The sequence below is a fragment of the Aestuariivirga sp. genome, from assembly GCF_041738905.1.
Taxonomy (GTDB): domain Bacteria; phylum Pseudomonadota; class Alphaproteobacteria; order Rhizobiales; family Aestuariivirgaceae; genus Aestuariivirga.
In genome coordinates this window covers 1-10722 of the sequence record NZ_JBGSOZ010000148.1, presented here as the reverse complement: position 1 = coordinate 10722, position 10722 = coordinate 1, and the positions used below count along the sequence as shown (strand labels likewise).

Annotated in this window: 14 protein-coding genes; 8 read left to right on the top strand and 6 right to left on the bottom strand. The window is 61.3% G+C overall.

Annotation, left to right across the window (positions count from 1 at the left end):
• Positions 1 to 838 (top strand): carbohydrate kinase (locus ACEW8Q_RS13745; protein WP_373504628.1); only part of this gene is annotated, 838 nt, incomplete at its 5' end.
• A 12-nt stretch (positions 839 to 850) separates the two neighbouring features.
• Here ACEW8Q_RS13745 and ACEW8Q_RS13740 read toward each other — a convergent pair.
• Complete coding sequence (locus ACEW8Q_RS13740) at positions 851 to 1423, bottom strand: glucose-6-phosphate isomerase family protein (protein WP_373504627.1); 573 nt, start codon at positions 1421 to 1423, stop codon at positions 851 to 853.
• Between the two features lie 78 nt (positions 1424 to 1501).
• The gene (locus tag ACEW8Q_RS13735; protein ID WP_373504626.1) at positions 1502 to 1987 is read right to left on the bottom strand and encodes a Dps family protein; all 486 of its coding nucleotides are present in this window, start codon (positions 1985 to 1987) and stop codon (positions 1502 to 1504) included.
• Positions 1988 to 2124: 137 nt separating this feature from the next.
• On the opposite strand from ACEW8Q_RS13735, the gene ACEW8Q_RS13730 reads away from it, so the two are divergent.
• The gene (locus tag ACEW8Q_RS13730; protein WP_373504625.1) at positions 2125 to 2556 is read left to right on the top strand and encodes a DUF3775 domain-containing protein; all 432 of its coding nucleotides are present in this window, start codon (positions 2125 to 2127) and stop codon (positions 2554 to 2556) included.
• Between the two features lie 130 nt (positions 2557 to 2686).
• On the top strand, positions 2687 to 3256 hold the full coding sequence (locus ACEW8Q_RS13725; RefSeq protein ID WP_373504624.1) for a hypothetical protein: 570 nt from the start codon (positions 2687 to 2689) through the stop codon (positions 3254 to 3256).
• A gap of 4 nt (positions 3257 to 3260) precedes the next feature.
• On the opposite strand, the gene aroE is transcribed toward ACEW8Q_RS13725, so the two are convergent.
• Positions 3261 to 4121, bottom strand: a complete 861-nt coding sequence (aroE, locus tag ACEW8Q_RS13720) for a shikimate dehydrogenase (RefSeq protein ID WP_373504623.1) — start codon at positions 4119 to 4121, stop codon at positions 3261 to 3263.
• Between the two features lie 49 nt (positions 4122 to 4170).
• Positions 4171 to 4683, bottom strand: coding sequence for a nuclear transport factor 2 family protein (locus ACEW8Q_RS13715; RefSeq protein WP_373504622.1), 513 nt, complete (start codon positions 4681 to 4683; stop codon positions 4171 to 4173).
• A 122-nt stretch (positions 4684 to 4805) separates the two neighbouring features.
• On the opposite strand from ACEW8Q_RS13715, the gene dapF reads away from it, so the two are divergent.
• Genes dapF through ACEW8Q_RS13695 form a run of 4 tightly spaced genes read left to right on the top strand, consistent with a single transcriptional unit; the run spans position 4806 to position 8706 of the window.
• A complete protein-coding gene (dapF, locus tag ACEW8Q_RS13710; RefSeq protein ID WP_373504621.1) occupies positions 4806 to 5663 on the top strand; it encodes a diaminopimelate epimerase in 858 nt (285 codons plus the stop codon).
• A 3-nt stretch (positions 5664 to 5666) separates the two neighbouring features.
• Positions 5667 to 6914 (top strand): tRNA (N(6)-L-threonylcarbamoyladenosine(37)-C(2))-methylthiotransferase MtaB, encoded by a 1248-nt coding sequence (gene mtaB / locus ACEW8Q_RS13705; RefSeq protein ID WP_373504620.1) that lies wholly within the window; start codon positions 5667 to 5669, stop codon positions 6912 to 6914.
• On the top strand, positions 6911 to 8134 hold the full coding sequence (gene ftsY, locus ACEW8Q_RS13700) for a signal recognition particle-docking protein FtsY (protein ID WP_373504619.1): 1224 nt from the start codon (positions 6911 to 6913) through the stop codon (positions 8132 to 8134). The genes mtaB and ftsY overlap by 4 nt, the downstream gene beginning before the upstream one ends.
• Positions 8131 to 8706 carry a septation protein A gene (locus tag ACEW8Q_RS13695; RefSeq protein ID WP_373504618.1) on the top strand — a complete coding sequence of 192 codons (576 nt, stop codon included), beginning with the start codon at positions 8131 to 8133 and terminating at the stop codon, positions 8704 to 8706. Before ftsY ends, ACEW8Q_RS13695 begins: the two co-directional genes overlap by 4 nt.
• Here ACEW8Q_RS13695 and ACEW8Q_RS13690 read toward each other — a convergent pair.
• Positions 8703 to 9251, bottom strand: coding sequence for an NUDIX hydrolase (locus ACEW8Q_RS13690; RefSeq protein WP_373504617.1), 549 nt, complete (start codon positions 9249 to 9251; stop codon positions 8703 to 8705). The genes ACEW8Q_RS13695 and ACEW8Q_RS13690 overlap by 4 nt on opposite strands.
• Before the next feature lie 242 nt (positions 9252 to 9493).
• Between ACEW8Q_RS13690 and ACEW8Q_RS13685 the strand changes: the two genes are divergently transcribed.
• Complete coding sequence (locus ACEW8Q_RS13685; protein ID WP_373504616.1) at positions 9494 to 9994, top strand: MarR family winged helix-turn-helix transcriptional regulator; 501 nt, start codon at positions 9494 to 9496, stop codon at positions 9992 to 9994.
• Between the two features lie 19 nt (positions 9995 to 10013).
• Here ACEW8Q_RS13685 and ACEW8Q_RS13680 read toward each other — a convergent pair.
• A partial coding sequence (locus tag ACEW8Q_RS13680; RefSeq protein ID WP_373504615.1) for an aromatic amino acid lyase occupies positions 10014 to 10722 on the bottom strand: 709 nt, incomplete at its 5' end.

Genomic DNA, 10722 nt, shown 5'->3' with positions numbered 1-10722 from the left:
GCGCCTGGGGCGTTCAGTGGGCATGCTCGGCAAACTGGGGCAGGAGGCCTTCGGCACGCTCATTCGCGCGGCGCTTGACCGGTATGGAGTCGATACCTCAGGCGTCGTCATGGACCCCGAGGCCAAGACCCGGCTCTCGGTGGTGTCGCTGGCGCCCGATGGCGAGCGGTCCTTCATTTTCTATAAGGACACTCCGGCGGATTCCGCCGTGGATTCGGATGATATTCTGCCCGCGCAAATCGAAGGCGCGCGGCTGCTCCATGTGGGCTCGCTCCTGATGGCGTCACCGCGCGCCGCCGCGGCGCAGGTCAAGGCCTTGGACATCGCCGCATCGCTGGGCCGGCCCATCTCGCTCGATCCGAATTTCAGGCTTGGGCTGTGGCCTGACAAGGCCACCATGGTTGCCGCCGGGCGCGGTCTCGTGGCGCGGGCCGCCATCGTGAAACTCAGCGAGGAGGAACTCGCGGCGCTGGCCGGAGAAGGCCCCATCGAGCCGGCGGTACGCTCGCTCTGGCATGTCGGGATGAAGATCCTGGCCGTCACCCGAGGCGCGCGGGGCGCTGAACTCATCACGCGGGAGATGCGCTTCACCTGCCACGGCTATGCCGTCAGCACCATCGACACGCTGGCGGCGGGAGACGCCTTCATGGCCTCGCTTCTCTCGGGGCTTCTGGAGATAGGACTCGACACCATGGATGGTGAGCCTCTCTCCCGGGTGCTGCGGCAGGCCTGCGCGGCAGGCGCCATCGCCACCACCCGCAAGGGCGCCATGGAGAGCCTGCCAACGCCGGAGGAGATTGAGCGCCTCCTGTGGGAGACGCCTGAAAACCTACCCTGAAAGTCCGGAGGTTCAGTTGGCGTGGCGCGGGTTCGGCACGATAGCGGCCCCGCCATCCTGCTCCACCACCAGGCTCCGCATGCCCTTTTCGACGATCGTCGCGTAGTCGTGGCCTGCGTCGATGTTGGTCATCCACACGAAGACCAGCGGCTGGGTTCCGGTATTCACCGTGCGGTGGGCCCAGTCCGGCGGGATATAGGCCGCAATGCCGGGCTTCATGGCAACGGTGCGGGTTTCCCCGTCGCGCGATTCCAGCAGCAGTAGGCCTTCGCCCGACTGCGTGTAATAGACTTCCGCGCGGTCGCGCCGGGCGTGGAAGTGTCCGCGCGTAAGGTAATACTCATCTCCCACGCGGCCCGGATACATGGTGGTCGTGCCGAAGAAGATGTCGGAGCCATCGGCCTTGAACTCCACGACCTCATAGGTGACGACGTCGCCCTCGGCGGCGAGCTTCGCGTCATAGGCCGCCGTGTCGTGATAGACATCGCGGAATTCGCTGAGCCGCTTGATGTAGTGGCCAGTGGACGGCGCCACGGCGCCGGTGATCGAGTCGATGGCTACGCCCACTGGAAGCATGTTCTGCATGTCTTGAATTCCCGCGATGATTGTCTGGCGCGAGGTAACGCCGCGCCTTGCGGGGTGTCAAGCCGGGAGCGGCGCCGGCTACTTGCTGACGATGGCCCGGAGCATCCAGATCGCCTTCTCATGGAACTTGAGGCAATCCATCATCATGTCGTTGGTCACGGGGTCGTCGTGATCGTCGGCGAAACCGGCCACCTCGCGGGCGGACTTGGCTGCGTCCTCGTGCATGGCAATCAGCTGCTCCACCATCTTGACCATGGAGGACCCATCGAGTTTCGCCTCGACGCTGAATGACTTGGTGGCACCGTCGGTCGGCACCTCGGTGCCCAGCGCACGCATGCGCTCGGCCAGGATGTCCAGCGTCTCGAACAGCGCCTGATAGTGTTGCTCGGTCAGCTGGTGGATGGGGAGGAAGAGCTCACCCTTGACGTTCCAGTGTACAAGCTGCGACGCCAGCAGAAGTTGATAGGACGATTCCAGAATTGTTCCTACCCTCTGCGCGATGTCGCGGCGGTCCTGCGGGGAAAGGTCGACGTTGCGTGGTTCGACGAGCTTTGTAACGGCCATGATGATCTCCTCTGTCGCGTCATTACCGGCCCACAACGCCAAAAAGACGGTTTTGTGCCATGGTGGACATTCGAAGTTTTCTTGAAACCATTGCGCCGCTCGCACGTTGACTCCTCTCGACCACAGAGGGGACTGCCATGTTATCCAAACAGACGCCGGACATCGAGCTGTCGGTCTCGACCGAACAGGTCTGCTTCATCATCGCGAAAGCGCGGCAATTCGCCGTGAAGGACGTGCCGACGATTGCTGATCCGGCTTCCAATGCCAGCGACGATCGCATGGTGAGCGTGCTCGAGGCCCGCGCCAATGATCCGGTTGCGCAGGAAATCCGCGCATTCGTCGAAGCAATGGATGAGGATGAGAAAATCGACCTCGTGGCGCTGACCTGGGTGGGGCGGGGTGACTATGAGGCAGCGGAATGGGCCCAAGCCCGTGAACAAGCAACTGCTGCGCACAACGACCGTACTGCAGACTATCTGCTGGGTTTGCCATTGCTGTCGGAGTTTCTGGAAGATGCGCTTAGTGACACCGGGCGAAACAGCGAGGATGAGGAAATTGGGAGGTTGTAGTGTTCCGCCCCGTTTTCTCCTTGCGAGGCACAATAGATCCAGAACGGGGAAAGGACCTATTCGGTTCGATCTATCATTGATTTGCAACTGGTGTTAGTATTTGCCTACTAGGCAGACACTGGTGAACTCTATGCCGCGAATTCCCGAAATTGATGCCAAGTATCTTGATCTGCTTGTTGAGCGTTTGGGTTTCTACATTTCTCTACACGACGGCACGCGATCACCGTCAACGGCCGCTCAGCATCATTTTGTTAGATCGATTCTCGGTGAAGTTGAACCGAACACAGCGGATGAGATTGCTTACCAGATTTTTTTAAGTAACAGGAATGGTGTCTATTCGCTCATTCAAGCAAGGTCTCAAAACAAACGGAGAAGCACTAGCGGTCCGACCAAGCCAGATGTCACGAATCCTTCGAGAACAGCAGAAGGTGATGCACAAGTTGGTAAAAACCCTTCGATTTCAAAGAGAGCAATCCTTAATAGAAGCTTCACCAATCCATTGCCCTCAAAACCACGGCCTCAGGATGAACCCCTTGAACCTGGAAAATTCCATGTGGGAGGTAAGATAGCAAAATCACCTACACCCAAGAGGGATTCGCCCCAAACACGCTTTGTCAGCGAGCCATGGGGTACTCGTGAGCATTGGAAACGTGACAGTGGAGCAAACTGGTCGAATTCCAAGAAGAATAAGTTAGTCTAGTTTTTTATAAACGATATACGCCAAATATCTCCTCCAGCTTCTTCCGCATCACACTCGGGTCGGCATCAATGCCAGTCCAGTATTTCACGCCGATCACGCCCTGATTTATGAGCATGCCCAATCCGTCGATCACCGTGCAGCCCTGCGCGCGGGCGTCGCGGAGGAAGCGGGTGTCGGGCGGGTCGACGATGACGTCGGCGACCACCATGCCGGACTTCAGGGACGTGACATCGATGTCGAGCGGTTCGTTGCCATTGCCGAGGCCGATCGAGGTGGCGTTCACCACGATGTCTGTGCCGGGTGGAATCGCATAATTCTTCGGCCACACCACAAGGCTCGCGGGCGTCTTCGTCTTTTCGTTCAGAAGCTTCACCAACGGTTCGCCACGCGAGGCCGAGCGGTTGACGACAGTCAGCGACTTCGCTCCGGCGAGTGCCAGTTCCACTCCGATGGCGCGCGCGGCACCACCTGCACCGAACATCACCACATTTTTGCCCTGCGGGTCCGTCACATCCAGCAGCGATTTCAGGAAGCCCTGGCCGTCGGTGTTCTCGCCGATGAACTTGCCATCGCGGTTCACCGCGCAATTGACGGCGCCCATGATGGCCGCACTCTCGCCGAGACCATCCAGATGCGGAATGACGGTCACCTTATGCGGGATTGAGCAGTTGAAGCCCTTCCAGCCCATGGCGCGGGCACCCTTGACCGCATCACCAAGCTTCTCAGGCGGCACCTCACAATTGATGTAGCGCCAGTTGAGGCCGTGATGGGTGAAGGCGGCCTCGATCATCGCGACCGTGGGGTTGCCGTTCGAGCCTTCGGAAAAGGAGCCGACGAGTTCGCTCCGGAAATCATTCTGCGCCATGCCTGCCGCCTCCCAACGGCGGGGTCAGGCTAACGTGCCGCGGCGCGTCTCACAAGCCGGGGCGAACCTCATGGGCGATCTTCCGGCCATCGGCTGCAAGGCCCATCTCGTCGGTGCGGCTCTCGCGGAGCAGCCAGATGCCGTCCTTCTTCACCCAGATGTCCTGCGAGCGCGCCATGATTTCCAGGTCGTGGGCCACGCCATCGGAACTCTTCTTGACGGTCTTCGTACGATAGACCTGGGAGACGGTGGCGGTGGTTCCGTCAACTTTCACGGAGAGAACCTCCGTGTGTCCGCTTCGCGACTGGTCCTTCGGTGCGCTGAGGATCGCATTCACGATCTGATCGGCAGACATCTGTGCATCGCGCAGGTCGATGCTGACGAATCCATCGGCAAAGTTCGCCATCATGGCCGCCCGGTCGCGGGTCTCGCTTGCCTTGTGCATCTCCGCATAGCGTTGCTCGAAGATGGCCTTGTCCGGCGCCTCCGCAAAGGCTGTGGGAACAAGTCCCGCGAGCAGGACGGCGAGAGCGAGGCTGAGGCGGATCAGAACAGATTTCATATGCCTGATCTGAACGATCAGGGCGGGAAAATCAATCGCCGGACTGCTGCCCATCGGCCCGGAACCCGATCTGCCATGGTCGGTCTAGCTTTTTTGGAGGGTTTGACCATATAAGGCCCGTCATGACAGAGGCCTCAACCCTCCATTTCCGCAAGATGAACGGGCTCGGAAACGACTTCGTCGTGTTCGATGCACGCCAGCATCCCGTTGCCATGGACGAGGCGAGGGCGCGGGCCATCGCCGACCGCAAGACCGGGATCGGCTGCGACCAGCTGATCGTGCTCGAGCCTTCGAAGCGCGCCGACGTCACCATGCGGATATGGAACAACGAGGGCTTCGAGGTCGAATCCTGCGGCAATGCCACACGCTGCATCGCAGACCTGCTGTTCGACGAGAAGAAGGCGACACGCGCCACCATCGACACCAAGGGCGGCTTCCTCGTCGCAGAGAAAGGCGGCGAGAAGCTCGTCACCGTCGACATGGGGGCACCCCGCTTCGACTGGCAGGACATTCCGCTCTCGGAGAAATTCCACGATACGCGCTACATCGAGCTTTTCGTCGGGCCAGTCGAGAAGCCGCTCATCCATTCGCCCTCAGTGGTCAATGTGGGCAACCCGCATTGCATCTTTTGGGTGAAGGATCTCGACGTCGTGAACCTTGCCAAGGTGGGGCCGATGCTGGAGCATCATCCGCTCTTCCCGCAACGCGCCAACATCACGCTCGCCCGTGTCGACTCGAAAGACCACGCGGTGATCAGCGTGTGGGAACGCGGCGCCGGCCTGACGAAGGCCTGCGGCACCGCCGCCTGCGCGGTGATGGCGGCGGGCTTCCGCCTCAAGAAGTTCAATCGCAAGGCCACGATCACGCTGCCCGGCGGCGACCTCCTGATGGAGATCCGCGAGAGCGACGGCCACATCATCATGACCGGTCCCGTGACTTACGAATTCGAAGGCGAGCTTCCGCCGCATCTGGCGGGCTGAGCCATGGCCGGGCCAGAATTCGTCACCTTCGGCTGCCGCCTCAACACCTATGAAACCGAGGTGATGCGAAACCATGCCGAGAAGGCAGGGCTTGAGAATGCGATCGTCTTCAACACCTGCGCGGTGACGGCGGAAGCCACCCGCCAGGCGCGGCAGGCGATCCGCAAGGCAAAGGCCGAGAACCCCGACGCACAGATCATCGTCACCGGCTGCGCCGCCCAGACCGACCCCGAGATGTTCGCCAGCATGCCGGATGTTTCCCGCGTTCTCGGCAACGAGGAAAAGCTGGCGGAGCACAGCTGGCGCCATGGAGCTAACGAACGCGTGTCCGTCTCCGACATCATGTCGGTAAAGACGGCGCGGCCGCATCTTATCGATGGCCTGAAGGAACGCACCCGCGCCTTTGTGCAGGTGCAGAACGGCTGCGACCATCGCTGCACCTTCTGCATCATTCCGTTCGGGCGCGGTAATTCGCGCTCGATTGCAGCAGGCGACGTGGTGGAGCAGGTGCGGCGCCTCGTGGCGTCCGGCTATTCCGAAGTGGTGCTCACCGGCGTCGACCTCACATCATGGGGCGCCGATCTCGACGGCACGCCAAAGCTCGGCGCCTTGAGTGCCCGCATCCTCCGCATGGTGCCGGAACTGAAGCGGCTTCGGCTGTCATCCATCGACTCGATCGAGGCCGATCCGGAACTGATGGACGTGATTGCAGGAGAGGATAGGGTGATGCCGCACATTCACCTCTCGCTGCAGTCGGGCGACAACATGATCCTGAAGCGCATGAAGCGCCGCCATGCGCGCGAGGATTCGATTGCCTTCTGTTCGGAGCTCCGTGCCCGCCGCCCCGACATCGTGTTCGGCGCCGACATCATCGCGGGCTTTCCGACCGAGACCGACGAGATGTTCCAGAACTCGCTGAAGATCGTGGACGATTGCGGCCTCACCTATCTTCATGTGTTTCCCTTCTCGCTGCGCCCCGGAACACCGGCCGCGCGGATGCCGCAGCTTGAGAAGGCGATCATCAAGGACCGCGCAGCACTGTTGCGCGGGAAGGGACAGCAGCGGCTCGGTATGTTCCTCGCTTCCGAAGTTGGCGCCACGCGGCAGGTGCTGATCGAGACCGAGGCCATGGGCCGCACGGAACATTTCGCCCAGGTGAAGTTTGCCAGCCGCATGTCGCCGGGCGCAATCGTCCGCGCGCAGGTCACGGGCCACGGTGCATCGCATCTTGAGGCAAGGCTCGCCGCATGAGTTTCTTCAAGAAGCTGTTCAACCGCGTCACCGGCAAGCCGGAGACCGAGGCGCCACCCGCCGATGCGCAGGAGGAATTGTCAGTTCCCGAAGAGGTGATTGACGAGGTTGTTGCAGCTGATGTCGAACTCCCCGCTGCTGAAACGGAGCCGGAGCGCGAACCTGAGATTGCAGATGTCATCGCCATTGCTGAACCCGAAACAGAACCCGAAACAGAACCCGAACCGGAACCAGAACCGGAAATCGAACCAGAACCCTTATCCGCGCCTCAGCATCACCCCATCGATGAAGCTGAGCGGCGGCGCGGTTGGTTCTCCCGCCTCACTGATGGCCTCTCCAAGTCGTCGCGCTCGATCACCGGGTCGATCACGTCGATCTTCACGAAGCGCAAGCTCGACAAGGACACGCTGCAGGATCTGGAAGACGTGCTGCTCCAGGCCGATCTTGGCCTTCCCATGGCCGAGCGCATCGTCAAGGCGGTGGCCACCGGCCGCTATGACAAGGAGATCAACCCGGAAGAGGTGAAGCGCATCCTCGCCTCGGAGGTGACGAAGGTTCTGAAGCCCGTCGAGGTGCCCTTCAACTTCGGGTCGGAGAAGCCTTTCATCGTCCTCGTCGTGGGCGTCAATGGCGCGGGCAAGACGACGACCATCGGCAAGCTAGGCGCCATCGCGCGGCGCGAGGGTTACAAGGTGATGTTCGCCGCCTGCGATACGTTCCGTGCCGCCGCCATCGAGCAGTTGACCGTATGGGGCGGACGGATCGGCGCCACCGTCATGTCGCGGCCGACCGGGGCCGATGCCTCGGGCCTCGCCTTCGATGCCATGCGCCAGGCAAAGGACGACGGCACCGACATTCTTTTCATCGACACGGCGGGCCGCCTCCAGAACAAGCAGTATCTGATGGACGAGTTGGACAAGATCGTCCGCGTCATCAAGAAGCAGGACGAGAACGCGCCGCATGCCGTTCTCCTCGTGCTCGATGCCACCACCGGGCAAAACGCCATGGCCCAGGCCGATATCTTCACCAAGGTCGCAGGGGTCTCGGGACTCATCATGACCAAGCTCGACGGAACGGCGCGTGGCGGAATCCTTGTGGCCATCGCGGAAAAGTTCAAGCTGCCGGTCCATGCCATCGGCGTGGGCGAATCGATCGAGGATCTGCAACCCTTCGAGGCGGAAGCCTTTGCGCGCGCCATTGCGGGATTAGAAGACAGATGAACCAGACAGACAGCCGGCCGATGAACCAGCACCTCAAGCTCCTGGTCGAGATGGGGCCGCTCGTCGCCTTCTTCGCCGGCAATTGGCTGGGCGGCATCTTCGTCGGAACGGCGGTGTTCATGGGGGCGACCGTGGTGTCGCTCGCCGTGTCCTGGGCGATGACCGGCAAGATCGCCATGGTGCCTCTCGTCTCGGCGGTTTTCGTGGCGCTGTTCGGGGCCTTGACGCTGTGGCTCCAGAGCGATCTTTTCATCAAGGTGAAGGTGACGCTCATCAACGCCCTGTTCGGCGCTGTGCTGCTGGGCGGAGCAGCCTTCGGCAAGAGTTACCTGAAGCTCGTCATGGGAGAGGCGATGAAGCTCACGGACGAGGCGTGGCGAACGCTGTCGATCCGCTGGGGTGTGTTCTTCTTCGCCATGGCCGGTCTCAACGAGGTCGTCTGGCGTACGATGTCGACCGATACCTGGGTGAACTTCAAGGTCTTCGGCCTTCTGCCGCTCACACTGGTCTTCGCAGTCGCCAATGCGCCGTTCATGGCGAAGCACATGATCGAGGACGAGGCCAAGAGCTAGAAAGGCTTCGGCTCTCCGAATTCGCCCGGCGGGTTGGAGAAGGGCGCAAAGTCCGTCACGCATTCAATGCTGCGATACTGCTGCAGCGCCCAGTGGACAGATGGGAATGCAAGTTCGTCCCAGGGGATCTCGTCCCAGCCTGCAAGATTCACCTCAAGGCTCTCAGGCCCGGCTGAGAACGTTTCCTCATCGAGATGCGCCAGATACATGATCTGCACCTGCGCAATGCGGGGAATGGTGTAGACGGCAAGCAGCCTGTCGATGACGATCTTCGCGTTGGCCTCTTCGAAAGCCTCACGCATCGCGGCCTGTTCAGCAGTCTCTCCAACCTCCATGAAGCCAGCTGGAAGTGTCCAGAATCCGACTCGCGGCTCGATGGCGCGGCGGCACAAAAGTATCTTTCCCTGATGCCGGACGATGGACCCTGTCACGATCTTGGGGTTCACATAGTGTACGAAACCGCATGTGGTACAGACATCGCGCTCGTGCGTGTCCCCCTCCGGAATTTCGCGCCTAAAGTCTACCGCCTGAGTCCTAGAGTTCATCGCTTGTCAAGTGTTGCATTCTGTATGCGGATCATCTTAACTCATAATCGTCCAGGGGTATCCACACAAAATAAAATCTTCTTTTTGCTTGCAGCGCAAAATCCCAGCCGCTAGTTGTGCGCGGCTCCGAAGGGGAGGCACCTCATGCTGCAGGACAGGAAGAGGCCCTTGGGCGGCACAGAGATCGCATCGACTGATCCACGTCCGCGTGCAGATCTTTCGACGAGCAGGAGAAGGGGCGTATGACAACAACGAAGGATGTGAAGCAGTTTTCCCGCTCACCATCCCACCTTTTGAAACGGGCGGCGCAATACTCCAACCTCATCTACATGGGCGAAGTCGGAAAGTCGGGCCTCACGCATCGCCAGTTCACGGTGCTGCTGGCCGTCGACAACAATGACGGCAAGAGCCAGACCGAACTCGTCAAGCTCACCGGCATCGACCGCTCGACGCTGGCCGACCTCGTCGCGCGGCTTCTCGCGCAGGGCTACCTGCAGCGCAAGCGCACAAAGGACGATGGCCGCACCAATGCCATCCGCATCACGGCGGTCGGCAAGAAGATGCTGAAGATGGCACAGCCCGGTGCCGACGAAGTGGACCGCCAGCTTCTGAGCCTCATTGCATCATCGGAACGGAAGTCCTTCCTCGACAATCTGGCGGTGCTCGCCGCCGAGATGGACAAGATCGAGGAAAAGGAACCGCCAAAGCCCGTGCGAAAGATCAAGAGCCGCAAGAAGGCCTGAGCGGCCACCCCGTGACCGGTCAGCGATAAATCCGTCCACGGAATGTCCGGGCCAGACCGGCGCAACATTCACCCATCGGGTTCGGCGCGCCGTCATCGGGGAAGCAAGCCTGCGTCTCCCCGGCAAGCGGCAGCAAGGCGGCCGGAACGGGCCTTGCGGTAACGCTGAAGGCCCGCATCGCGACAGGCGCGAGTGTTGCAAGGCAAAGTTCCAGCAGTTCTCCTGCACGCTCCTGTTTGCTCCACGCGGAGAAGACGGGCGAGGCCACGTCATCCTGCGCAAAGCCGCCCGATTCCGAGCCTGGCAGCAGCGTGGGTGCCGCCAGCATGCGGAGCTCTTCCTCATAGCCCACCATGGCCATAGGCAGGCATCCCAGATAGCTGCGCCCGTCCTGGTAGCCGAGGAACGGCGGCAGCAGCGAGACGGCGCCATCCTGCAGCTTCGCTGCCACGCGACCTGCGATGACCGCGAGATTGGCATAGCTGGCGGTGAGGGCATCCATGGCGGAGGCGGACTGCGCATTGTGATAGCCGCCGGTCGAGACAACCTCGTCGGGACCTAGCCGCTCGCCCGCGGGGAACACCACCGGATTGTCGCTCACGGCAGCGAGTGATTGTCTTGCGATCGTTTCAGCGGCACTTGTGGCGCGATGTGCATCGCCCAAGATGCGCGGCATGATGCGGATGCTCACCGGCGCCTGGTACGGCCGCCGCGCGCCGCCATGGCCG